Origin of the sequence: Lactobacillus sp. W8172 (assembly GCF_016102055.1) — a bacterium.
In the GTDB taxonomy this organism is placed as follows: domain Bacteria; phylum Bacillota; class Bacilli; order Lactobacillales; family Lactobacillaceae; genus Lactobacillus; species Lactobacillus apis_A.
Genome location: NZ_JACFPG010000001.1, coordinates 701,710 through 724,789, shown reverse-complemented (window position 1 = coordinate 724,789; position 23,080 = coordinate 701,710). Strand labels below are relative to the sequence as shown.

The 23,080-nt window shown below is 36.4% G+C and carries 22 protein-coding genes; 16 read left to right on the top strand and 6 right to left on the bottom strand.

What is annotated here, in order from left to right; all coding sequences use genetic code 11:
* Positions 1 to 15: 15 nt before the first annotated feature.
* The gene (locus H3R21_RS03330; RefSeq protein ID WP_074425688.1) at positions 16 to 1,461 is read right to left on the bottom strand and encodes a 6-phospho-beta-glucosidase; all 1,446 of its coding nucleotides are present in this window, start codon (positions 1,459 to 1,461) and stop codon (positions 16 to 18) included.
* 151 nt (positions 1,462 to 1,612) lie between these two features.
* Between H3R21_RS03330 and H3R21_RS03325 the strand changes: the two genes are divergently transcribed.
* Entirely contained in the window at positions 1,613 to 2,113 is a 501-nt protein-coding gene (locus H3R21_RS03325; RefSeq protein ID WP_198183003.1) for a PTS cellobiose transporter subunit IIA, read from the top strand.
* Between the two features lie 84 nt (positions 2,114 to 2,197).
* A complete protein-coding gene (celB, locus tag H3R21_RS03320) occupies positions 2,198 to 3,559 on the top strand; it encodes a PTS cellobiose transporter subunit IIC (protein WP_198183001.1) in 1,362 nt (453 codons plus the stop codon).
* An 86-nt stretch (positions 3,560 to 3,645) separates the two neighbouring features.
* Here the strand turns inward: celB and H3R21_RS03315 are convergent, their stop codons facing one another.
* The gene (locus H3R21_RS03315) at positions 3,646 to 3,960 is read right to left on the bottom strand and encodes a helix-turn-helix domain-containing protein (RefSeq protein WP_046306268.1); all 315 of its coding nucleotides are present in this window, start codon (positions 3,958 to 3,960) and stop codon (positions 3,646 to 3,648) included.
* Between the two features lie 98 nt (positions 3,961 to 4,058).
* On the opposite strand from H3R21_RS03315, the gene H3R21_RS03310 reads away from it, so the two are divergent.
* From H3R21_RS03310 to H3R21_RS03285, 6 genes are all read left to right on the top strand, one after another.
* Positions 4,059 to 4,676 (top strand): nitroreductase family protein, encoded by a 618-nt coding sequence (locus H3R21_RS03310; RefSeq protein ID WP_198182999.1) that lies wholly within the window; start codon positions 4,059 to 4,061, stop codon positions 4,674 to 4,676.
* 110 nt (positions 4,677 to 4,786) lie between these two features.
* The gene (locus H3R21_RS03305; RefSeq protein ID WP_198182997.1) at positions 4,787 to 5,371 is read left to right on the top strand and encodes a hypothetical protein; all 585 of its coding nucleotides are present in this window, start codon (positions 4,787 to 4,789) and stop codon (positions 5,369 to 5,371) included.
* 105 nt (positions 5,372 to 5,476) lie between these two features.
* On the top strand, positions 5,477 to 5,947 hold the full coding sequence (locus tag H3R21_RS03300; RefSeq protein WP_046306275.1) for a DNA starvation/stationary phase protection protein: 471 nt from the start codon (positions 5,477 to 5,479) through the stop codon (positions 5,945 to 5,947).
* Between the two features lie 124 nt (positions 5,948 to 6,071).
* Positions 6,072 to 6,767, top strand: a complete 696-nt coding sequence (gene rpiA, locus H3R21_RS03295) for a ribose-5-phosphate isomerase RpiA (RefSeq protein WP_198182995.1) — start codon at positions 6,072 to 6,074, stop codon at positions 6,765 to 6,767.
* A gap of 63 nt (positions 6,768 to 6,830) precedes the next feature.
* Positions 6,831 to 7,751 carry a nucleoside hydrolase gene (locus H3R21_RS03290; protein ID WP_198182993.1) on the top strand — a complete coding sequence of 307 codons (921 nt, stop codon included), beginning with the start codon at positions 6,831 to 6,833 and terminating at the stop codon, positions 7,749 to 7,751.
* A gap of 12 nt (positions 7,752 to 7,763) precedes the next feature.
* Positions 7,764 to 8,489, top strand: coding sequence for a GntR family transcriptional regulator (locus H3R21_RS03285; protein ID WP_046306281.1), 726 nt, complete (start codon positions 7,764 to 7,766; stop codon positions 8,487 to 8,489).
* Positions 8,490 to 8,549: 60 nt separating this feature from the next.
* On the opposite strand, the gene H3R21_RS03280 is transcribed toward H3R21_RS03285, so the two are convergent.
* The gene (locus H3R21_RS03280) at positions 8,550 to 8,927 is read right to left on the bottom strand and encodes a bacteriocin immunity protein (RefSeq protein WP_198182991.1); all 378 of its coding nucleotides are present in this window, start codon (positions 8,925 to 8,927) and stop codon (positions 8,550 to 8,552) included.
* Between the two features lie 4 nt (positions 8,928 to 8,931).
* Complete coding sequence (locus H3R21_RS03275) at positions 8,932 to 9,696, bottom strand: DeoR/GlpR family DNA-binding transcription regulator (RefSeq protein ID WP_198182989.1); 765 nt, start codon at positions 9,694 to 9,696, stop codon at positions 8,932 to 8,934.
* 256 nt (positions 9,697 to 9,952) lie between these two features.
* Here H3R21_RS03275 and H3R21_RS03270 point away from each other — a divergent pair, with 256 nt between their 5' ends.
* Positions 9,953 to 12,355 carry a phosphoketolase family protein gene (locus tag H3R21_RS03270; RefSeq protein WP_198182987.1) on the top strand — a complete coding sequence of 801 codons (2,403 nt, stop codon included), beginning with the start codon at positions 9,953 to 9,955 and terminating at the stop codon, positions 12,353 to 12,355.
* Positions 12,356 to 12,430: 75 nt separating this feature from the next.
* Here H3R21_RS03270 and H3R21_RS03265 read toward each other — a convergent pair whose 3' ends face one another.
* Positions 12,431 to 13,792, bottom strand: coding sequence for a PTS transporter subunit EIIC (locus H3R21_RS03265; protein ID WP_198182985.1), 1,362 nt, complete (start codon positions 13,790 to 13,792; stop codon positions 12,431 to 12,433).
* 207 nt (positions 13,793 to 13,999) lie between these two features.
* Between H3R21_RS03265 and H3R21_RS03260 the strand changes: the two genes are divergently transcribed.
* From H3R21_RS03260 to H3R21_RS03250, 3 genes are all read left to right on the top strand, one after another.
* The gene (locus H3R21_RS03260) at positions 14,000 to 15,193 is read left to right on the top strand and encodes a metallophosphoesterase (RefSeq protein WP_198182983.1); all 1,194 of its coding nucleotides are present in this window, start codon (positions 14,000 to 14,002) and stop codon (positions 15,191 to 15,193) included.
* A gap of 10 nt (positions 15,194 to 15,203) precedes the next feature.
* Positions 15,204 to 16,376, top strand: a complete 1,173-nt coding sequence (locus tag H3R21_RS03255; protein WP_198182981.1) for a nucleoside transporter C-terminal domain-containing protein — start codon at positions 15,204 to 15,206, stop codon at positions 16,374 to 16,376.
* Between the two features lie 178 nt (positions 16,377 to 16,554).
* Complete coding sequence (locus H3R21_RS03250; RefSeq protein ID WP_198182979.1) at positions 16,555 to 19,224, top strand: calcium-translocating P-type ATPase, PMCA-type; 2,670 nt, start codon at positions 16,555 to 16,557, stop codon at positions 19,222 to 19,224.
* Positions 19,225 to 19,316: 92 nt separating this feature from the next.
* On the opposite strand, the gene H3R21_RS03245 is transcribed toward H3R21_RS03250, so the two are convergent.
* Positions 19,317 to 19,760 carry a GAF domain-containing protein gene (locus tag H3R21_RS03245; protein ID WP_198182977.1) on the bottom strand — a complete coding sequence of 148 codons (444 nt, stop codon included), beginning with the start codon at positions 19,758 to 19,760 and terminating at the stop codon, positions 19,317 to 19,319.
* Positions 19,761 to 20,089: 329 nt separating this feature from the next.
* On the opposite strand from H3R21_RS03245, the gene H3R21_RS03240 reads away from it, so the two are divergent.
* From H3R21_RS03240 to H3R21_RS03225, 4 genes are read left to right on the top strand one after another with little or no spacing between them, the layout of a single operon-like run.
* On the top strand, positions 20,090 to 20,827 hold the full coding sequence (locus H3R21_RS03240; protein ID WP_046306293.1) for an amino acid ABC transporter ATP-binding protein: 738 nt from the start codon (positions 20,090 to 20,092) through the stop codon (positions 20,825 to 20,827).
* A gap of 11 nt (positions 20,828 to 20,838) precedes the next feature.
* Positions 20,839 to 21,654, top strand: coding sequence for a glutamate ABC transporter substrate-binding protein (locus H3R21_RS03235; RefSeq protein ID WP_074425672.1), 816 nt, complete (start codon positions 20,839 to 20,841; stop codon positions 21,652 to 21,654).
* Complete coding sequence (locus H3R21_RS03230) at positions 21,651 to 22,289, top strand: amino acid ABC transporter permease (RefSeq protein WP_074425671.1); 639 nt, start codon at positions 21,651 to 21,653, stop codon at positions 22,287 to 22,289. The genes H3R21_RS03235 and H3R21_RS03230 overlap by 4 nt, the downstream gene beginning before the upstream one ends.
* Before the next feature lie 16 nt (positions 22,290 to 22,305).
* On the top strand, positions 22,306 to 22,959 hold the full coding sequence (locus H3R21_RS03225) for an amino acid ABC transporter permease (RefSeq protein ID WP_046306301.1): 654 nt from the start codon (positions 22,306 to 22,308) through the stop codon (positions 22,957 to 22,959).
* Positions 22,960 to 23,080: the final 121 nt, after the last annotated feature.

Sequence of the window (23,080 nt, the reverse complement as noted above, 5' to 3'; positions counted from 1 at the left end):
TGATTTTTAAATTTACTAGTCTAGATCTTCACCATTTGAACTAATAACTTTTTTATACCAGTTAAAGGAATCTTTGCGTGAACGCTTCAATGTTCCTTCACCAGCATCATTTTTGTCAACATAGATAAAGCCGTAGCGCTTGTCCATTTGTCCAGTTCCTGCTGAAACTAGGTCAATTGGTCCCCATGGAAGATAACCCATCAGGTCAACACCGTCAATTTCAACGGCTTTTTCCATTTCGGAAATATGTTTTCTCATGTAGTCAACACGGTAATCATCATGAATTGAGCCATCTTCTTCAACTTTATCATATGCACCCAAGCCATTTTCAACAATGAATAGTGGGATGTGGTAACGATCAGTTAAGTGGTTTAATGCAATTCTAAGTCCCTCTGGGTCAATTTCCCAGCCCCAGTCACTACGTTCCAAAGTTGGATTCTTAGCGATTGCTTTTGATAAATCGTTTAATTTATCAGGTTTAACCTTTTCGGCCGATACAGTAGTTGTCTGGTAGTAGCTGAAACCAACGTAATCAACTGTACCTTCTTTTAAAACAACACGATCTTCATCAGTGATATCAGGACGGTAACCATTACGAGTAATGTATGCTTCCACTTCTTTTGGATACTCACCGAAAACATGAACATCTGAGAACCAGTCACGTCTTTGCTCAAACTTGTCAGCTAATAATACATCATCTGATGAAGGAGTTAGTGGACGAACTGGTGAGTAATTAATCATACAGCCAATTTGGAAATCAGGATTAATCTTATGTCCGATTTTGACAGCCAAGGCTGAAGCAACCAGTTCATAATGAGCTGCTTGGTACATTGCTGCTTCTTTTTCTTGATCAGTCATACCATCAAGGATAAGTCCTGAGTTAGTAGCCATTAAGAAGTCTTCATTATAGGCTGCTTGATTATCAATTTCGTTAAAAGTCATCCAGTACTTAACGCTATCTTTGTAGCGGTTAAAGCAAACTGTTGCAAAGCGAACAAAGTAATCAATCAACTTACGGTTAGTAAAGCCGTGATATTTCTTTACTAAATTGTATGGGATTTCAAAGTGAGAAAGGGTGATAACTGGCTCGATGCCATAGTGATGGCAAGTAGCAAATAAATCATCATAGAACTTCAATCCTGCTTCATTTGGCTTTTCATCGTCACCATTTGGAAAAATTCTTGTCCAAGCAATTGATGTTCTGAAAGCTTTGAAGCCCATTTCAGCCATTAGCTTAATATCTTCTTCGTAGTGGTGATAAAAATCAATGGCACTGTGGTTAGGATAGTTTTTACCTGGAATTACTCCATCTGTAATTTCACGAGGCTTAGTGGCTGAACCAACAGTCATAACATCGGCAACTGACATACCTTTGCCGTCAACGTCCCAAGCACCTTCTAATTGATGAGCAGCAACAGCGCCGCCCCATAAAAAGCCATCCGGCATTTTTGCTGAGTACATTTGAATCTCCTTTTTAATATTTTTACTGATAGCGCTTAACAAATATATTTTAAACAAATAAGATAATCCAATCAAGTTATTATAAGGGAATCAATTTTATTTTTTAGCGGTATAATAATACAGAATATATTGCATAGTTAAGGAGAAAATAATGTCAGATAATTCACAACCAAAAACGGTTGAGCAAAAGAGGCGCGCAGATAGCATTAAATATCTCTATTTTAGTCGGTATTTAATGCTACGGTATAGTGTAGTTATATTCTTATTCGTGAATTTATTTTGGTTTTTAATCCTAATTCAGTATCGGACATGGATTGGTATTGTGTTATCAGGGCTAGTAACGCTTTTTTCGGCTGCAGCTGGAATTGAGCAGCTAACCAAGATGCATAATCGCAAACCTGACGTTCCATTGACACGTTACTATTTTTGGACACAAATTGGTTTAAATTTGATTTTAGCAATATGTTTATTTATACCAATGAGAATACAATTTTTTCCATTTGTTACCAATTCAGATTCGCTCTATCTGATGCTCGCTTTTTTATTTGCTGAGATAATTCTTGCCTACATTTGCGAAAGAAGAATCCACAATATTATAATAGGTAAGGATAAGTACAAAAAACTTATTGAAACATACAAAAAAGCAAAATGAGTATTTATTTTATTCGTGAAAAGGCTTACAATAGTATTAACTTAGTTAGGATACAAACTAAGAATAGAGGGGAGTTATATTATTATGGCAGAAACAACAAAAAAACCATTGAAAGATCGGTTTGCTGAAGTTGCCGGCAAATTTGCTGCTACGAGATTTGTTCGAGCAATCATGGACGCAGGATACAGTGTTATCTCGTTCTCAATTGTTGGCGCATTTTTCTTGATTCTGACGGTATTACCACAAGTTATCCGTGTTGACGGCTTTATCAGCTTTTATGCTAATACAATTGGTCGTTTTACTGATTTATTCCAGTCTGTTTATAATGCGACAATGGGTATTATTGCATTAGTTTTCTCGGGGACCTTTGCATTTTCTTATACAAAAATTTATCGTGATGAAGAGCAAATCAATTTAGTTCCAATGAACGGATTAATGATGTTCTTAATGGGCTTTTTCATCACCGTTGCTCAATTAGTCTGGAAAGATGGAAGAATGCAATTTTTGCAATCTATCACCAAGACTAAGATGGTAGTTGGTGGTTATCAAGCTTCAACAGCAGGTATATACAGAATAGGTGCTGTCGGTATCTTTGTTGGTTTGGTAATAGCTTGGCTGACGGTCCAAATTTACCGTTATACAGTTAAACATAACTGGCAAATTAAAATGCCGGAATCAGTTCCTGCAGGTGTAGCAAACTCATTTAGTGCTTTAATTCCAGCATTTTGCGTTGCTATTGTAGTTGCTGTACTTAATGGTGCTTTAGTCATGGCTGGCACCGACATGTTTAACTTGCTATTTATTCCGTTTTCATTCATTAGTAACATAGCAGACACATGGTGGGGCTTCTTAGTTATCGTTTTCCTGACTCACTTCTTATGGTGGTTTGGGATTCATGGAGCAACGATTATTGGTTCGTTTACGACGCCAATCGTTTTAGCTAATATGGTTGACAATGCACAAAGAGGTGGACAACATTTCTTCGCTGGCGATCCAACTAATTCATTCGTTACCACTGGCGGTTGTGGAGCTATGCTTGGTGTTGCAATTTGGCTAGTTCTTCGCGCAAAATCTACTCAACTTAAAGAATTGGGTAAAGTTGAAATTGTACCAGCTATCTTCAATATCAATGAGCCATTAATTTTTGGGTTGCCAATTGTTTACAATATTGATTTAATGATTCCATTTATCTGTGCACCACTTGCTTCTGGAATTGTGGCATATCTTGCTATCACATCGCATATAGTGCCAGTAATTAGAGTTCAACAACCATGGCCAACACCTATTGGTCTGGGTGGTTTTATTGCAACAACTAGTTGGCAAGGTGGAGTCCTTTCAATTGTCTGCGCGATAGTTGCTTTCCTTGTTTGGTACCCATTCATTAAACATTATGATAATGTTTTACTAAAACAAGAAAAAGAAGGAGCTACTGCTACCGCTGAATAAAATTAATATTAACTAGTAAAAAACACTCTATTCATGAAATAGAGTGTTTTTTGTGTGTAAAGATATATCAAAAAGTCCAAAGTCTATTAAAGATTATTTTCACCCCAATCATTCATAGCTTCCATTATCTTAATGAAACTCTTTCCTTGTTTGGTAAGGTAATATTCCACATGAGGTGGTACGGAATGAAAGTCTTTTCTTAATACGAAACCGTCTTGGGTAAGTTCTTTTAGACATCTATTGAGCATTACATTAGTGATTCCGTTAGTATCTCGTTGTAATTGATTAAATCTAATTCCTTCATTCTGATGAATTCGCCAGATTATCAAAAATTTCCATTTTCCACCTAACTGACTCATTACTTTGGAAATGCCACAACTGGTCTGTGAAACTTGATTCATTAGTATTCCTCCATTTACAGTAACAAAAAGATTGGTACTTGTTTATTTTTTACTGTAGTTTAAAGTTACTATATCAAATAATATAAGGAGAATAAACTATGAAGAAAGATTTTATTGATTTTTTAGCTGAGAGAAAATCAATTAGAAAATTTGATACTAGTCATCGTATTTCAAAGCAGGAAATAGAAGAAATACTATCTCTGGCAGCAAAAGCGCCGTCAGGAAATAACACACAACCTTGGAAAGTCGTTACAGTTATGAACAAGGAAGTACAAAAACAATTGGTACCCCTATCTTTTAATCAAAGTCAGATTGAAGATGCAGCAGCAATATTTATCGTTTTTGGGGATCCACTTGAATATGATGTGGATCATTTAGCAGATTATAAAGCGCGTAATGAGCATTTATCTCCTGAAGAAATAGAAAAATTCAAAGAAAAAATGACGAAATTTTATGAAATGTCCCCAATCGACAAAGGTCCAGAAGCGCTTAAATTAGATTGTGGTTTATTCTCAATGAACTTATTATCCGCCATTCGTGCATATGGCTATGATGGCGCCCCAATGAGAGGTGTAAATTTTGCTGGAATTAAGGAGCTTTTATCTATTCCTGAAGATTGGTTGCCAATATTAATTATTCCATTTGGGAAAGCAAATGAGCCTGGAAGGCCAAAAGTTCGCAAACCTGTTGCTGAGTTTACTAGGTTTATAATTTAATCGCCTTGAAGAACATATCGGGATTATTTTAAAAAAGTTGTTATACTGCTTTAACTTTCTATTAAAAGGGACTAGAATACTGGTAAATTAGATAGAAGGGAGCGATTTATATGATCACTTTTGGTAAAAAGATGAATTACTGGCCATTGTTTTTCTCAATTTTTTGGGCACTTTTTGTATTTCCATTTGCATTAGTTCTCTTCCAGACAACTGGTGTTAATGCAGTTATTTGGTCTTTAGGTGTTTCGGTGGCAGTTTTTCTATTTGTTTCAGGCATTTATTACCCAACAGCACTTCAATATGATTACAGTTACTATGAAATTTCTGCTAACCAAATTAGATACTATGACTTTAGTACTCGACTGAAAAAGTTTGAGATGATTTTTTTAGGACCTAATACCCCAATGAAGAGCTTAAACATGGATGAAGTTGAAGATGCAAAAACTTTTGGTGAAAGTGGTGTAGAAAAGCTACCTTCTGTTGCTTTGTTTGATCCAATTATTTCTTTACCGTTCCTGACAAAAGTTTCTGTTATTAAAAACCCTTATGGAATTGAATTGGAACTTGATGGTGGGCAAAAGGAATATATTTCATCTGCTCGTGATAAGGTTTATGACAATCAAACTTGTACTGCTAAGACTAAGGCAGCACTGGACTTGATTCAAAAGAGCATCTATGGCAGGCAATTAGCTTAATATTTTTGCTTTAACACGATTTACAATCAATATTTTAGTATTAACAAGGTGCACTCGATATAATAAAGGTGTAACAAATTTATTAGATTTGGGAGGCACTTTTACATGAAATATCCAAAGACTAAAGAAGTTTTAAATCAATTAGTTGCTGATTTGACACAATTACACATGATTGTTCATCAACATCATTGGTATATGCGTGGCAACCGTTTTTTGAAATTGCACCCATATTTAGATAAGGTAATGGATGAATTAGCTGATCAACTGGATGAAGTTTCTGAACGTTTAATCACGTTAGACGGTTCGCCAGTATCTACTTTGAGTGAGATCGCAGCAAAAACAAATATTAAGGATGAAAAAGGAAACTGGGATGAAACAATTGATGAGCGCTACGCTAAAATCATCGATGGCTACCACTACCTTGAAAATCTTTATCGTGAGGGAATAAAGGTTAGTGATGAAGAAGGCGACTATGCGACAAATGATTTACTAACAGGCTTCCTTGCTGATGTTGAAAAACGGATTTGGATGATGTCAGGAGAAATAAATAAAGCACCTGAAATTGATCCCGAATAAAAAACAGTTTTAAAAGGCAGTTTTTTCTAACTGCCTTTTTTGTTGTCTTCTTTTAAAACTATTTTTGCTATAATGAAATTAACTTACTCAATGACAAATAGTTGATGAAAAGAAAGCAAAAACAATGGATAAGCAGGAACAGGACAAATTAAAGCAAAAAGCAGCCGAAAAGGCAGCTAGTTTAGTAGAAAATGGAATGAAATTAGGCGTTGGAACAGGTTCAACTGTTGCCTTTTTGATTGATGAGCTTGGAAAACGTAAGGACCAAGAAGGCCTAGACTTGGACGCAGTAGTGACAACTTCCAGTAGAAGTAAGAAACAATTGGAAAGCTGCGGTTTTAAAGTTAGTGAATTGGCTGAAGTTGACCATCTTGACTTAACAATTGATGGAGCCGACCGGTTTGCAAGTAATTTTGATGGGATTAAGGGCGGCGGTGGCGCACTGACACTAGAAAAAAACGTTGCCGTTAATTCGGAAAGAAACATGTGGATTGTGGATGAATCAAAACTCGTTGATCAATTGGGGGATTTTCCATTACCTGTCGAAGTTTTGCCAATTTCTTGCGAGCAGAATTTCCGTTTGTTTAAAGAAGATGGCTTGAAGCCACAATGGCGTATGAATGGCGAAAAGCGCTTTGTTACTCATTATGGTAACTACATCATTGATTTGAATATTGATCCAATTCCAGACCCATACGGTTTAGCGGATTATCTAGATAAAGTTGTTGGTGTAGTTGAACACGGGCTTTTCCTTGAAGTATGTGATGAAGTGATTATTGCGCATTCAAACGGCCAAATTGAAGATCGAAAGAAGCAGTAAATGTAGTGAAATTCTGCATATTATGCATGATGAATTGCGTTCGCTTTAAAGAAGAGGATTTTAATGACTAAAAAACCATTAATTATCAGTACTGATCCTGGTATTGACGATGTTGCAGCAATTATAATTGCTCTGTTTTCAGATATGCTTGATGTTAAGCTAATTGCCGCAACTTGGGGCAATGTGCCACTTGAAAAAACATTGACTAATACATTGAAATTAGAGGCTTTTTTGAATACGAATGTGCCTGTAGTTTCAGGCGCTTCATGTCCGCTTCTGAGACAACAAATTGATGCTTCAGATGTTCATGGTAAAAGCGGCTTAGGTGGCTATGAATTTCCTGAACCGGATATGTCGCTATTAAAAACTGGGATAGCGGCAGATGCCATTCATGAGGTAGTTGCAAATAGCAGTGAAAAAGTAACTTTAATGCAGATTGGACCAGCAACTGATTTTGCCTTGTATTTCAGACAATACCCAGAGGATTTAGCTAATATTGAGCAGCTGGTAATAATGGGTGGCGCAATAGGTCGCGGCAATTGGAGTCCGTATAGTGAGTACAATGTTGCTGGTGATCCTGAAGCAGCACAGATTGTTTTTTCTAGTGGATTGAAAATTTTGCTTGCACCACTAGAACTAGGACATCAAGCTTTTATTACACCTGATACGCTAAAGCAAATCAAAACATTGAATCAGACTGGAGAAATGTTATATCAGATTTTGACTGATTTGCACGATGAAACAGAAGGTGATGGACGCGAAATATACGACGCCCTTGCAGCTGGAATGTTAATCAAGCCAGAAATGTACACCTTTAAGTCTGCATATGTTGCAGTTGACACCAAAAGCATGTACTCTTATGGAGCTTCACTAATTGATTTTGACGATTTTTATCATCAGCCTGCTAATGCAGAAGTCGGTGTGAAAGTTGATCGTCAAGCTTTTGAAGACTGGTTTATTAGTGCAATTAAAAAGGCAAAGTAATTGAGGTAGCAAATGGCAGATTTCGTTTATCGCACAGTAATGCACGATATAAAACAAAATATATTGGATAACAAATATGAAGGGATGCGTCTTCCAGACGAGCGAAGTCTTGCTGAACATTATCAGGTTAGTCGTTCTTCAATGAAACGAGCAATGGAACTTCTATCTCAGCAAGGGATTGTTTTTAAAAAAAGGGGAAGTGGGACTTTCATTAATCCTTTATATTTAAAGAACCAATCCTTATTTCGCTATGAGGGCTCTAATTTAGGGTTAACTGATAGTCTAAAAGTCCCTGGCAAAAAGCAGAGCATTAAATTACTAGACTATAATGTCATCAAAGCTCCAGAGGCAATCAGGCAAGATCTGTTTTTAAATGAAGATGATTTTGTTTATGAGTTTAAGAGATTAAGATTTCTTGATGAACAGCCATTTTTAATTGAGACAGGCTACCTTCCGATTAAAATTGTTCCTGAATTAAAGCCTGAACATTTGAAAAAATCTCTGTTTAATTACTTAGAGGATTCTCAAAATAAGGTTGTTACTAAAGCCTTTCTCAATATCACAGTTGAGCCTTCAAGTAGTGAGGATCAAGAGAAATTAAAGTTGAAAGAAACAGAACCTGTTGGAGTGATTGAGGGTATCTTCTTTTTGGATGATGGTACACCATTTGAGGTATCAACGATGCGTATTCATTACCAATACATGAAGTTCAACACGTTCGTAAATTTAAATAAATAGAAAAAGAGCTAAGCAGTTGCTTAGCTCTTTTTTGGATACATTCTATTTAAAAGAAGGAAATTAAATATTACTAAGTTTAAATTGGCTTATGTCCGTGATGGGACTAATGTAAACAAAATTTAAACTTATCTGTTTGGTTTTGTTACTTAAACTTTGTAGGAGCCTTTGCTGAAAATTAGTTAAGCGCAAATGATTAAGCGCAGTGTTAGCCTGAATATACAGCACTAATTTCCCAGTATATTGTAGCGGATGATCATTTGACTCGAATTTTTGCATAACTAGTCCGATTGCATCGCGAATTGGCCGATATTTTGCAATATTTAATTCGTTATAAATATTATTAAAAAAACTACGATAAAATTGATCTAATTCTTTGTATGTTTCATTAATCAGCTTTTTTTCTTTTGGAGATGAAGCACAGATTAAGTGAACACTCATTACATCACTTCCTTAGTACAGAAATAATTTGTGTTTTAGGCGCAAATTTTTCTTTTAGTTCTTGGGGTAACGGATCATCAGTAATAAGTACATCGATCTGACTCAAGGGGATTGACATAAACGGAGAAGTATTTTGACTGTTGAACTTATAATTTTCTGCGATTACCACAACTTGTTTTGCCCTCGAAGCAGCGACACGAGTTAATTCTGCATCACTCATCTTTGTGAGATAAGCACCATCTTCTTTGACGTTTGATGTGCCAAAAAATGCTGTATTAAAGCTCATTCGCTTTAAAGTATCAATCGATGTGACTGAATAATTAAAGCGATGTTCTTTGTCGATTTTTCCACCTAAAAGACGAACATCAGGGAGTCTTGATTGCATCAATTCCAGGGAATTATCAATTGAATTTGTCACAATCTGCAAATCCATACCACAAATTAATTCGCATAGCTTTTTCAGCGTAGTTGAAGCACCAATAAAATCGTATTGATTTGGATGAACAAAGCGGAGCGCCATCTGTGCCATTTTCGTTTTAATAGGGGAATCGATGTGATTCCTGGTAATGAAATTAGGTACATTGTCGTGACTGTTAGCCAGTAACCCACCGTGAACTCGAATCGCTTGACCCGTGGAAGTTAATCTACGAACATCTCGCCGGGCTGTATCAAACGAAACATTAAAGTAGTCAGTTAAATCTTTTGTAACTAAGTGATGTTTTTGCTCTAATAATTTTTTGATTTCGCGAATTCGTTCTTCTTGAGTCATAATATTTCTCCTAAAAATAATCTAGCATTTTTTATTTTTTAAAGAATTAAATAGTCAGTATTTCATATTGGATTTTATGTGTTTATTTGTGTTTAACTAAAATTATACTGAAGTTTAAAGTCAAAAAGGCTGATAAATCAGGATTTTGAAAATTGGAACGAACCAATTTACGAAATGGTTGATATTGAATGCGAAATTGGTATAATAACCGTATAAAGAAAGTTTAAGTAAATGATTTCTAAATAGGAGAAATAATATGGCAGTAGATTATGATTCAAAGGAATTTTTAAAGAGCGTAGATGCCCATTGGCGTGCAGCTAACTATTTGTCAGTTGGTCAACTCTTTTTGATGGATAACCCGCTTTTAAAGCATGACCTTAAAGCAAGTGAAGTTAAGCCTAAACCAATCGGACACTGGGGAACAATCTCACCACAAAACTTTATTTATGCACATTTAAACCGTGTCATTAAGAAGTATGGCTTGGATATGTTTTATATCGAAGGCTCCGGTCACGGTGGTCAAGTAATGGTTTCTAACTCATATCTTGACGGTTCATACAGTGAGCTTTACCCGGAAATTCAACAAGATGAAAAGGGAATGGCTAAGTTATTCAAACGCTTTAGTTTTCCTGGTGGTTCTGCTTCTCACGCTGCTCCTGAAACTCCAGGTTCAATGCATGAAGGTGGCGAGCTTGGCTACTCACTTTCACATGGTACCGGTGCAATTTTAGACAATCCTGATGTGATTGCAGCAGTTGAAATCGGTGATGGTGAAGCTGAGACTGGCCCGTTAGCTGCAAGTTGGTTTAGTGATAAGTTCATTAACCCAATCAAAGATGGTGCTGTACTACCAATTTTACAAATCAACGGTTTTAAAATTTCTAACCCAACCATCGTTTCAAGAATGTCAGATGAAGAATTAACCAAGTACTTTGAAGGCATGGGTTGGCATCCTTACATTATTTCTGCATATAATGGTGGTGAATTTGACGGCTATAAAGATCACATGCAAGTTCACGAAGAAATGGCAAAATTAATGGATACTGTAATTGAAGAAATTAAAGCCATTCAAAAGAATGCTCGTGAAAATAATGATGAGACTTTGCCACATTGGCCAATGATTATCTTCCGCGTTCCAAAGGGATGGACAGGACCTACAACTGATCTTGACGGTAATCCTATTGAAAACTCATTTAGAGCACACCAAATTCCAATTCCTGTTGCTCAAGATGACATGGAACATAAAGATATGTTGGTTGATTGGCTTGAAAGCTATAAACCAGCAGAATTGTTTGATGAAAATGGTGTACCAACTGAATTGGTAACTGCTGATAATGTTACTGGTGATAGCAGAATGGCAGTCAACCCAATTACAAATGGTGGTGGCGACAAGGCTAAGCGTCTCAGCCTTCCAGATTATCGTAAATATGCCTTAGAGTTTGATCAACCTGGTTCAGTTGAAGCAGAAGATATGACTGAATGGGCAAAATATTTGAATGAAATTGCAGAACTTAACCCAGACAATTTCCGTGGTTTTGGACCTGATGAAACCAAATCAAACCGTTTGTTCAAATTTATTGATGAGCAAAAGCGTCAATGGGAAGGCTCAGTTCATACACCAAACGATGAGAACTTAGCACCAAGTGGTCGTTTAATTGATTCTCAATTATCCGAGCATCAAGACGAAGGCTGGCTTGAAGGCTATGTTTTATCTGGTCGTCATGGTTTCTTTGCAACTTACGAATCATTTGGACGTGTTGTTGACTCGATGTTAACCCAGCACATGAAGTGGTTAAGAAAAGCCAAGGAACAATATTGGCGTAAGGATTACCCATCTTTGAACTTTGTTGCAACTTCAACTGTTTTCCAACAAGATCACAATGGTTATACTCACCAAGATCCTGGTATCTTAACTCACTTATATGAAAAGAATCGTCCAGATTTGATTCACGAGTACTTACCAGCTGATACGAACTCTTTGTTAGCAGTATCGCAAAAAGCATTTACTGATCGTGAATGTATCAACGTTTTGGTTACTTCTAAGCAAGAACGTCCACAATGGTTCTCAATTGATGAAGCAACTAAGATTGCTAACCACGGTTTATCATATATTGATTGGGCTTCAACTGATCAAAATGCTAAGCCTGATGTTGTCTTTGCTTCAACTGAAACTGAGCCAACTATGGAGTCTTTAGCTGCTATTGATATTTTGCATAAGAATTTCCCAGAAATGAAAATTCGTTACATTAATGTCATTGATGTAATGAAGTTAATGAATACAACAGATAATCCAGAAGCAATTTCCGACAAGGAATTTGAAGAATTATTCCCTACTGATGTGCCAGTAATTTTTGCATGGCACGGCTACAAGGCAATGATGCAATCAATCTGGTTTGGTCGTAATCGTAGCAATGTTCATATTCACTGCTATGAAGAAGAAGGCGACATTACTACTCCATTTGATATGAGAGTTGTTAATGAACTTGATCGTTTCCATTTAGCAAAGGATGCAGTCTTGAGTATGCCAGAATACGCAGAAAAGAGCACAGGCTTTGTTGCAGAAATGGACCGCTTATTAGCTAAGCACCACCAATACATTCGTGACAATGGTAAAGATATGCCAGAAGTAACAGAATGGAAATGGACAGGCTTAAAATAAATTAAGTGTACATCTCATTTTACTTATAAATAAAAAACGTGATTCCACTCGGAACCACGTTTTTTGCTTTGAAAATTATTGTTGATCTTTTGGATTGATTCCCCAAAAGAAGGTTAATATTGCTGCCGTAATTAGAGATATTGCGGAGCCTAAAATCATAAAGCCAATTGGCTTATACATTAGCATCAAGATTGAGAAAATGTTGTCAATTTGGAATGCTCGAACAACTACGTGAAGTGAGGCATTGATGGCACCACCAATGCCACCTGCAATTGCTGTGATGATCATTAATCTCTTTGAGGGCATAATTAAACCGTACAAAATAGGTTCAGTTACACCGGCAAAAATACCTGTAATTGTAACAGATCCTGATAGTCCCTTGAGTTTGGCATCTTTCTTTTTGAGTAAACTGTATAAAAAGATACCGAGGGAAACACCGATTTGTGCCCAAACGGCTGCAACTGCCACACCACCAATTACATCACCACCGTACATTTTGAGGTTTTGCAATGTGATTGGCACTAGGCCCCAGTGTAAACCAAGTACGGTTAAGAAAGGATAGACCATTCCTAGCAGCAAGCCAGCAACTAATCTGCTTTTACCGAATAGCCACATGATAATAGCTGAAATCCATTTACCTACAGTATCACCAAATGGACCAAAGATTAGTACAGTTGCTGGTACTAAGATAATTAAACAAATCATTGAATTCAGGAAAATCTGAACCTGTTGCGGAATAATCTTTTTCAATAAACAATCAAGTAAAATGTAAACTCCAATGATAACGAAAATTGGAAATACTGTGGTGGAATAGTCAATTGCGTCTAATGGCATGCCAAAAAGACTAAGCCCGTGCTTTCCGACCAATTGAGTAAAATTTGGTTCTAACAGTGCTGCACCCAAAGCTCCACCGACAAATGGGTCTGCTTTAAATTCTTTGGCTAAAGTAATGCCGACGAAAATAGGTAGGAAGTAAAAGACTGAGTTCCCAGCTGCAGATAAGACAAGATAGGCTGTACTAGTTTCAGGTAACCAATGCAAATTAGCTAAAACTGTTAGAACAGCCTTTACCATTCCAGCCCCAGCCATCACCGAAAGAAGTGGCATGAAAGCCCCGGAAATAGTTTTAGTTATTGACAACTTAGCTTTTTTATCTGTTTTTTCTTCTTTAGAGTTAGCTGTCTTGTGATCACTTAGTTTTTTCTGAATGAAGTCATAATAAACTGCCACATTAGTACCAATTACGACCTGCTCTTGACCACCACTTTTAACGACACTTAAAACGCAAGGCAAGGAATTCAATTTGTCTTTATCGACTTTACTATCGTCTTTTACGTCAAAGCGCAATCTAGTTACGCAATGGACCAAATTATTGACGTTATCTGGTCCGCCAACATATTTTAAAATTGCCTCTGATTCACCATTAATATTATTCATACATTCTCCCACTTATAAAAATTAATGAGAATAACTTTTGGATTATCTCATTATATTTTAAAAAATAAGCAATATTATAATTTAACTTTATAGTAATTGTCAATGAACTTAAAAAGAACATTTTAGAAGTATATTGCCATTTATAAATCCTTCAGTATAAAATTAAATTGTTGGTAATTTTTAACAAATTTAAAAAAGGAGGAAACAGTGAATAAACTAGTAAATGTGTTAACTACGACAGATATCCATGGCTTTATTTCTAATGAGGGGCAGCCACCTGCCTTGGCGTTGCAAGGAATAAAGGCAAAATATCCTAACTCGCTGTTAATGGATAGTGGAGACTTTTTTGTTGGCAACCCTTTGACCACTTATTTTTGTGATCAGATGCAAGTATCTCCAATGGTAGATTATGCCAATAAAGTCGGTTTTGATGTCATGGTACCTGGTAACCATGATTTTGATCATGGACTGAATTATTTAAAGCGTCAGGTTAGCCATTTAAATGCTGACTATGTTTGTTGTAATGTTTTTGATGAAGAGGGAAATTGGATTTTTTCACCGTCTACCATTAAAGAAATTGATGGAATCAAAGTGGGAGTAATTGGCTTACTGACAAGTAGAATGTCAATGATCAGTGACTTTGATGTAACCACGGGAGTAGTTGTTAAGGAAGCATTACCTGAATTACAAAAGCAGGTAGAAGCTTTGCGTGATCAAGTCGATTTAATTTTAGTCGGCTATCACGGTGGAATTGAACGGGATTTGAAGACACACGCTGAAACTAACTATGCAACAGGTGAGGACGAAACTTTTAAATTAGTATCGCAAACACCAGGTATCGATGGTTTTAGTTGTGGTCACCAGCATCGTATCAATCATGGTCAAATAGGTGATACCCTTGTTGTTCAGGGCGGTTACCGAGGCAATTGTTTTGGTCACATGATGTTTGAATTTAACGATCAAAATGAAATTGTAAAACGTCAAGAAGAAATCGTCTTAACTGAGACTCTGCCAGCCAAAACAGGTAATTTTTATTCTGAAGAAGATTATCGAAATTGGCTTGCAGAAGATTTTGATCTCAGTCATTTAGTAGAGTTTTTAAAACAAAAATTTGCTCGCGAGCATTTAGGAATTTTTATTAGCTTAAAAGAGAAAACTAGGCAGCAAGTAATAGATTCTTTTACCATTCCATATGGTGTTAGAATTTATCGCCTGACTTCGTCCGAATATCAGGTTTTTAGCCAACAAGATTGGGCCCTTAAGCAAGAAAATTATGATTCTAATGCTCACGACTTTTTAGTTCTGACGAATTCTTATGAAGTACCAGAATATCGGCTGACGGATCAATTTGTTGATAATATTTTTGATGAATATTCATACTATTTAACGCAGCGCAATTAGGGAGAAAGTAATGGGAGTAATTGGAATTATTATAGTGTTGGGTCTACTTTATCTGGTAAGTTTTGATCGCAAGCACATCGACTACAAATCACTTATTTATCTTTTTGTAACAGAATTAGTAATCCTGTTTTTGATTTTAAAGACAACAATTGGTAATTGGATCATTAAGGGATTATCCGGTAGTTTAGACATTATCAGTCAGTCTAGTAGTAAGGGTGTAAACTTCGTTTTTGGTGATTTAAAAAATCCCGGTGCTACTTCACAATTTTTCTTAAATGTCTTATTACCATTGATTTTTATTTGTGCACTGATTGAATTGTTGCAGTATTTGCGTATTTTACCTTTTATTATTAAATATGTTGGTAAAGTTCTAAAAAAGCTGTTCCACATTGATGAGATTAATGCGTTTACAATTTTGAGTTATCCTTTTGTAAGTAATGGTGTTTTTGTTCCTTTCAAGGATCAAATGAAAGATATGTCACCAAATCAATTATTTACACTTTCAATTTATACTTTATCAAATACTACAGTAACAATGATTGCTTCATATATGCATATTATTAAATCTGAATTTATTATTGTTGCTTTGATACTTAACCTCTTCACCTCGATTATTGTTGCTAAAATAGTTGCGCCATACGATATTTCACAAGTCAATTATGAAATTTCAACTAAGAATACTAATCAAAAGTCATTGATTACGCGCTTGATTGACAGTATGAACCTTGGATTTAAGCTGGCAATTAACATTTCAATCTCAATTATTGGTTTTGTTTCGTTAATTACTTTTGTCAACATTATTTTCAAATCAGTTTGTGGTAAAACCTTAACGGCCTTAATTGGTTATGTTTGTGCTCCTGTAGCTTTTATCATGGGAGTAGATCCACATTCAATTGTTAGTGCTGGTACAGTTCTGGCTACCAAAGCATTTACCAATATTTTTGTCGCAATAAACCAAATTAATATGCACGCAGTTCCGCTTAAGACGCAAGCAATCGTTAGTGTTTTCTTGATCTCTTTTGCTAACTTACCAAACTTAGGTACTACCCTAGGTATTATGCATACAATGGTTGACGAAGAGCATGGTGAAGCTATTGCAAGTCATGCATTAAGACTATTTTTGGTGGCAACAGCAGTCAGCATTCTTAATGGGGCATTGGCTGGTCTATTTTATTCATTTTAATTAGCTTTCTCCTTGTTAATCTGAAGATTTTTATTTATAATAAAAACATCATAAGGGAGTAACAGCAATTACCTGCGATAAGCCCAACAACCGAAGATATACTTCTGGACTTATCTTAATTAGTGAGACTTGTGTGTGTTAAGCATATAAGTCTCTTTTTTATTTTTAGGAGGAAAAAATGCCCCAAAATTTTTATAATCAATCAATTAAAGATATTGAAAAAGAGCTTTCAACATCTTGTGAAAATGGTCTAAATTCGGAGCAAGTAAAGCAGCTTCAGGAAAAATATGGTCCTAATAGTCTTGCTGCTAAGAAGAAAACCAGTATGTTGCAACGCTTTATTGCACAATTTAAAGACTTTATGATCATTGTTTTGATCATTGCTGCGCTTTTATCAGGTTTTGTCGCTCAAGAGTGGACAGACGCTGCGATTATCATGGTTGTTGTTATCCTGAACGCTGTTTTGGGTGTTTTCCAAGAAACTCGTTCTGAAGAAGCAATTAATGCTCTGAAAAAAATGGCCACGCCGAATGCGCATGTGCGAAGAAATGGGCAAGTGGTTGAGATTCCAAGTACCGAATTAGTGCAAGGTGATATTGTTTTACTTGAAGCTGGAGATGTCGTTCCCGCAGACTTGCGTTTGACAATCACTGAAAGCTTGAAGATTGAGGAGTCTGCATTAACTGGGGAATCAGTACCAGTTGATAAAGAGCACGACCAAATTGATGAGGATAAAGTTGCTTTAGCCGATCAGGATAATATGGCGTTTGCCAATACAAATGTTACCTACGGTCGTGGTGAAGGAATTGTCACTGAAATTGGAATGAATACTGAGGTCGGTAAAATTGCTACTATGCTTAATAATACCGATGAAACCGATACACCACTTAAGCGCAACCTTAACCAATTAGGTAAGACATTAACTATTATGATCTTGCTGATTTGTGCGGTTGTTTTCGTTGTCGGTTTCTTTACCAAGCAGGGTACAGAGCCAACACAAAAATTAGCAATTGATATGTTCTTAGTTGCAGTTTCGTTAGCAGTTGCGGCAATCCCAGAAGGATTACCTGCAATTGTTACCATCATTTTGGCGCTGGGAACGCAAGTAATGGCTAAGCACAATTCGATTGTGCGTAAATTACCTGCAGTTGAAACTTTGGGTGCAACTGATATTATCTGTTCAGATAAAACTGGTACATTAACTCAAAATAAGATGACAGTTGAGCAGGTCTACTATGACAATGAAGCTCATCAAGCGGACCAGAAGATTTCTGAAGATAACCCTACGTTGTTATCAATGGTTTTAGCTAACGACTCTAAGCTCGATGACACAAATAGATTGCTGGGAGATCCAACTGAAACTGCACTTATTCAATATGCTTTAGATCAAAAGATTGATGTTCATCAGCTACTTGACCAGCACAAGCGAGTTCAAGAAGTTCCTTTTGATTCTGGCCGTAAGTTAATGAGTACGGTTAATGAAAATGGTGGACAATATTTTGTTGCCGTTAAGGGTGCCCCTGATCAATTACTTAAACGAGTTACTAAAATCGAAGTTAATGGCAAGGTAGAACCGATTTCTGCTGAACAAAAAGAAGAAATTTTACTTTCTAACCAAAAAATGGCAAGAAGAGCCTTAAGAGTCTTAGGTTTAGCGTATAAGACAGTTGATCAGCTATACGATGCTCCTTCAACTGATAACGTTGAACAAGATTTGATTTTTGTCGGTTTGGTTGGAATGATCGATCCAGAAAGACCTGAAGCTAAAAAAGCAATCGCAGAAGCACATGATGCAGGAATCAGAACAGTTATGATTACTGGAGACTTCCAAGTGACTGCACAAGCAATCGCTGAGCGACTTGGAATTCTAAAACCAGGCCAAGATGAACGTGTGGTTACTGGTGCTCAACTTGATGAGGTTAGCGATGAATACTTGCAAGAACATGTACCTGATTACAGCGTTTATGCTCGTGTTTCGCCAGAGCACAAGGTTCGAATTGTTAAGGCATGGCAAGCCCGAGGCAAAATTGTTGCGATGACAGGTGATGGTGTTAATGACGCTCCTAGTTTGAAGCAAGCCGATATTGGTATCGGTATGGGTATTACAGGTACTGAAGTTTCCAAGGGTGCTAGCGATATGATTTTGGCCGACGATAACTTTGCCACAATCGTTGAAGCTGTTAAGCAAGGTCGTAAAGTTTTCAGCAATATTCAAAAGGCAATTCTGTACTTGATGAGTTGTAATGTTGGTGAAGTTTTGACAGTGTTTATGATGACGATGCTTGGTTGGGACATTTTGGCACCCGTTCAACTTCTTTGGATCAACCTTGTTACTGACACATTACCAGCTATTGCGCTTGGACTTGAACCAGTGGAAAAAGGCATCATGAAGAGGGCTCCACGTGGTCGAAAATCCAATTTCTTTAGTGGTGGTGTTTCTAGTTCAATCGTCTACCAAGGAATTTTGGAAGGTATTTTAGTTTTAGCAACTTATCAATTAGGCTTGAAATTTGGTCCTCATGTTAACAGTGCTAACTTACAGCATGCGGATGCATTGACTATGGCATTCTTGACTTTAGGATTAATCCAATTATTCCATGCGATTAACTCAAAATATATCCATCAATCAATATTTTCTAAGCATACACTTACAAATAGATGGTTTAACTGGGCTATCCTTATTTCAGCAATAGTAATGGCTGCAGTAGAACTACCATTTATGACTAAGTTCTTTGATGTTACTGAATTAAATGGCATGCAATGGTTAATTGTCCTAGGTGCAGGAACTTGTATGATTATCATTGTTGAAATTGTCAAATTCTTCCAACGTCAAGCAGGTCAAAAATAGTCAAAATAATAACTAAAAAACTGGTAAATTACGCTATAAAAGTAGTAGTTTACCAGTTTTTCTTTTGCATTTATTAATTTTAAAAAGCTAGTTTAAATACAGTTGGCAATTTTAGTTAGGTATTCAGCGTCAATATTATCAAAACATGCGAAGTCCTTGCTATCAAGGTCTAAGACGGCAATCAAAACTTCATTTTTCATGATTGGAATGACGATTTCTGAATTGGTAGCAGCATCGCAAGCAATATGGCCAGCGAATTTATGAACATCAGGGACAATTTGCGTTTCTCTTGCTTTGGCGGCTGTACCGCAAACACCTTTGCCTATTGCAATGTGCATGCATGCAACAGGACCCTGAAAAGGTCCCAAAATTAATTCGTTATTTTGATAACGATAAAAACCAGCGTAGCTGACATCAGGCAGATTATTAAACAGAAGGGCACTGATATTACTCATATTGGCAATCAAATCGTGCTCATCTTCAAGTAAGCTTTGAGCTTGTTTAAGTAGCAGTTGATAACGTTCAAGTTTGTCCATTTGCTTTCTCCTTTTTGAATAAGTCTAAACTAAGTGGGTAGCTTTTAAAAGTCAAACAAAGTATTTACTTTTTGATTTCAAATGTGTAAGATTGAACAAGCCGTTAAAAAGAAGCTATAATGAAATGTGTGATAGCGCTAAAATCATTGCTAACATAAGATTTAGCAATGATTTGGTACCTAAGAAACTTTGTGATTTGTAAGAAATAAATTACAAAATTGTATAAATTTTCATTAAAAAAGGTGTATAATTTTTAAAAATCTTAACGGCTATAGTAAAATGGTCTCAATGACTTATTTTATTGCAAGATAATGAAAGGGGCGATAACAATGTCGATGATAGAGTTCCATGACGTGCAAAAATATTATGGCCATTTTCATGCACTGCACGACATTAATTTGGAAATTGATGAAGGGGAGACGGTGGTTTTAATTGGACCATCAGGTTCAGGTAAGAGTACTTTAGTACGTACCGTGAACGGCCTTGAAACAATCCAAAAAGGTCAATTGATTGTTAACGGTCATGATTTGTCTGATCCAAAGACTAACCTTAACATTCTTAGAAGTGATGTTGGAATGGTTTTCCAGCACTTCAATCTGTACAAAAATAAAGATGTACTTGAAAATATTATGTTGGCACCAAGAATTGTTAGCCATATTCCAGAAGAAGAAAACAAAAAACGAGCAATGGAACTGCTCGAAATGGTTGGTCTGGAAAAATGGGCACACAATATGCCTTCACAAATTTCAGGTGGTCAAAAACAGCGTGTTGCCATTGCTCGAACATTGGCCATGCGTCCTAAGCTTATTCTTTACGATGAACCAACTAGTGCGCTTGACCCAGAAATGATTGATGATGTTTTGCAAGTTATTAAGAAAGTTACAAATGAGAGCGGAATGACATCCTTGATTGTTACCCACGAAATGGGCTTTGCTAAAGAGGTTGCCAACCGAGTTATCTTCATGGACCAAGGTCAAATTGTTGAAGATGAGAATAGCGCAAGTTTCTTTGAACAACCTAAGACAGTACGGGCACAACAATTCTTGAGTAAGATCATCTCTCACTAAGGAGGCCGATTATGAAAAAGAAATTTTGGTTGCTTCCTTTACTAGCATGTGTATTGATGCTAACTGGATGTGGTAAGAGCCTAAGTGATCAATCTGTTTTAGATAATGTTAAAGAGTCTAATACGATTACTTGGGGTGTTAAAGGTGATGTTAAACTTTTTGGCTTGATTGATGTCCGCGATGGTCAACAAAAAGGTTTTGATGTTGACATGGCCAAAGCAATTACTAAGCGTATCTTAGGGCCCAAAGGCAAGGCAGAATTTGTCACAACTACGTCACAATCAAGAATACCGCTTCTGAAGAATGGTAATGTCGATGCAATAATTGCTACGATGACGATTACTCCAGAGCGTAAAAAGATTATTTCATTTTCACACTCATACTTTGATGCCGGTCAGTCAATATTAGTTGCTAAAAATTCCTCAATTAAAAGTGCCAAAGATTTAAATGGTAAGACTGTAATTGGGGTAGTTGGTGCTAACTCAGTAGAAAACATTAAAAAGATAGCTCCTAGAGCAAAAGTTATTGAGCTTCAAGATTATGCTCAAGCTATGAACGCACTGAAATCAGGTCAAGGTGATGCCTTGACTACTGACAATGGTATCTTATTTGGGTTAGCAGTTCAGAACCCAGGCTATGAAGTTCGTGGTGGCACCTTCACCGTTGAACCTTATGGTGTTGCGGTTAATAAGGGACAAACCGGATTTACCAAGGCTGTTGACAAGGCAGTTCTTGAGATGCAGCATGATGGTGAATACAATCGCTTAATTAAAAAGTGGTTTGGCGATGTTCCAGGATTTAAGTACAAGGAGCTGTATCGCCGATGATTGATATTTTTACAAAATTCAGTGGTCAATTATTTGTTGGTTTGGGCTGGACGATACTTTCAAGTGTGATTGCATTATTCTTCAGTTTGATTATAGGAACTGTGTTTGCAATTATGGAAGTTGTTCCTAGTAAGATAGCTCGCTTCATTGGACGTGCATACGTAGAAATATTGCGTAACATTCCTTTACTAGTAATTACGATGTTCTTCTATCTTGTTATTCCTAAATACGTGATGAAGATTAATGGTTTTACAGCAGGAACAATTGGTTTAACGCTTTATACTTCTGCATTTATTGCTGAAACAATTCGTTCAGGTATCCAATCTGTTTCTGGTGGACAAATGGAGGGTGCTCGTTCTACAGGTATGACTTATTGGCAAGCAATGCGTTACATTATTTTGCCACAAGCATTCAAGATCGTTATTCCACCACTTGGGAACCAGTTTGTTAACTTAGTCAAAAACTCATCAGTTCTTGCCTTCGTTGCAGGATTTGATTTAATGTACCAAGCAAACTCAATTGCTTCGACTACTTTTGACCAGATTAACAGCTATTTAGTCGTTGGGGTTTTGTATTTAATTATTACATTACCACTTAGCTACTACATGCAGTATTTGGAAAAGAAATTAGCCTGAGAGGAGGTTCAGTGAAATGCAAAATTGGATTAGCGCCTTTTCATGGCTAAACGTGCACTTTCTATTAATGGGCCTTTGGGTTACTATCTATATTTCAGTAATTTCAGTTATTTTGAGTTTCATTATTGGCTCAATTTTGGGAATTATTAGATATTCAAAAATCAAGTTTGTCTCAAAAATCGTTGGTTTTATAATTGATATTATCCGTAACGTGCCGTTACTTTTAATTATCTTCTTTACCTACTTTGGCTTGCCAAACTTTGGGTTAAGACCAGAAACGATTCCGGCGGCAGTTATTGCTATGACGGTCTTTGAATCAAGCATGATTGCAGAAATTGTTCGTTCGGGAATTCAATCAGTTTCTACCGGACAAATGGAAGGTGCAAGATCAACGGGAATGTCCTTTGTTCAAGCATTATGGCATGTTGTATTGCCACAGGCATATAAGAACATGATTCCAACAATTATTAGTCAATTCGTTTCGCTAATTAAGGATACGTCATTGGCAACAATTATCGTTGTTCCAGAAATGATGCAGCATGCGCAAGTTATTTATGGACAAAATTCTAATTATATTTTGCCAATGTTTGCTGCTTTAGCAGTACTATACTTCATCGTCTGCTTTACACTTTCAGTGATTGGCAACGTAATTGGAAAACATTTGACTTAAAATTAAATATTTTGATTTATTTTCTTAAAAAGGATTTCACACTGTGAAATCCTTTTTTTGTGTGTTTTTGTTGATATAAAGCTTTTTATGACTGAGTATCCGATTATAAATAAACTATTAA

What these genes read in the sequence shown, in the direction of transcription:
- H3R21_RS03330 (WP_074425688.1), bottom strand. Translation starts at nt 1,461, where the DNA reads ATGTACTCAGCAAAAATGCCGGATGGCTTTTTATGGGGCGGCGCTGTT.
- H3R21_RS03325 (WP_198183003.1), top strand. Translation starts at nt 1,613, where the DNA reads ATGTCAGATAATTCACAACCAAAAACGGTTGAGCAAAAGAGGCGCGCA.
- celB (WP_198183001.1), top strand. Translation starts at nt 2,198, where the DNA reads ATGGCAGAAACAACAAAAAAACCATTGAAAGATCGGTTTGCTGAAGTT.
- H3R21_RS03315 (WP_046306268.1), bottom strand. Translation starts at nt 3,960, where the DNA reads ATGAATCAAGTTTCACAGACCAGTTGTGGCATTTCCAAAGTAATGAGT.
- H3R21_RS03310 (WP_198182999.1), top strand. Translation starts at nt 4,059, where the DNA reads ATGAAGAAAGATTTTATTGATTTTTTAGCTGAGAGAAAATCAATTAGA.
- H3R21_RS03305 (WP_198182997.1), top strand. Translation starts at nt 4,787, where the DNA reads ATGATCACTTTTGGTAAAAAGATGAATTACTGGCCATTGTTTTTCTCA.
- H3R21_RS03300 (WP_046306275.1), top strand. Translation starts at nt 5,477, where the DNA reads ATGAAATATCCAAAGACTAAAGAAGTTTTAAATCAATTAGTTGCTGAT.
- rpiA (WP_198182995.1), top strand. Translation starts at nt 6,072, where the DNA reads ATGGATAAGCAGGAACAGGACAAATTAAAGCAAAAAGCAGCCGAAAAG.
- H3R21_RS03290 (WP_198182993.1), top strand. Translation starts at nt 6,831, where the DNA reads ATGACTAAAAAACCATTAATTATCAGTACTGATCCTGGTATTGACGAT.
- H3R21_RS03285 (WP_046306281.1), top strand. Translation starts at nt 7,764, where the DNA reads ATGGCAGATTTCGTTTATCGCACAGTAATGCACGATATAAAACAAAAT.
- H3R21_RS03280 (WP_198182991.1), bottom strand. Translation starts at nt 8,927, where the DNA reads ATGAGTGTTCACTTAATCTGTGCTTCATCTCCAAAAGAAAAAAAGCTG.
- H3R21_RS03275 (WP_198182989.1), bottom strand. Translation starts at nt 9,696, where the DNA reads ATGACTCAAGAAGAACGAATTCGCGAAATCAAAAAATTATTAGAGCAA.
- H3R21_RS03270 (WP_198182987.1), top strand. Translation starts at nt 9,953, where the DNA reads ATGGCAGTAGATTATGATTCAAAGGAATTTTTAAAGAGCGTAGATGCC.
- H3R21_RS03265 (WP_198182985.1), bottom strand. Translation starts at nt 13,792, where the DNA reads ATGAATAATATTAATGGTGAATCAGAGGCAATTTTAAAATATGTTGGC.
- H3R21_RS03255 (WP_198182981.1), top strand. Translation starts at nt 15,204, where the DNA reads ATGGGAGTAATTGGAATTATTATAGTGTTGGGTCTACTTTATCTGGTA.
- H3R21_RS03250 (WP_198182979.1), top strand. Translation starts at nt 16,555, where the DNA reads ATGCCCCAAAATTTTTATAATCAATCAATTAAAGATATTGAAAAAGAG.
- H3R21_RS03245 (WP_198182977.1), bottom strand. Translation starts at nt 19,760, where the DNA reads ATGGACAAACTTGAACGTTATCAACTGCTACTTAAACAAGCTCAAAGC.
- H3R21_RS03240 (WP_046306293.1), top strand. Translation starts at nt 20,090, where the DNA reads ATGTCGATGATAGAGTTCCATGACGTGCAAAAATATTATGGCCATTTT.
- H3R21_RS03235 (WP_074425672.1), top strand. Translation starts at nt 20,839, where the DNA reads ATGAAAAAGAAATTTTGGTTGCTTCCTTTACTAGCATGTGTATTGATG.
- H3R21_RS03230 (WP_074425671.1), top strand. Translation starts at nt 21,651, where the DNA reads ATGATTGATATTTTTACAAAATTCAGTGGTCAATTATTTGTTGGTTTG.
- H3R21_RS03225 (WP_046306301.1), top strand. Translation starts at nt 22,306, where the DNA reads ATGCAAAATTGGATTAGCGCCTTTTCATGGCTAAACGTGCACTTTCTA.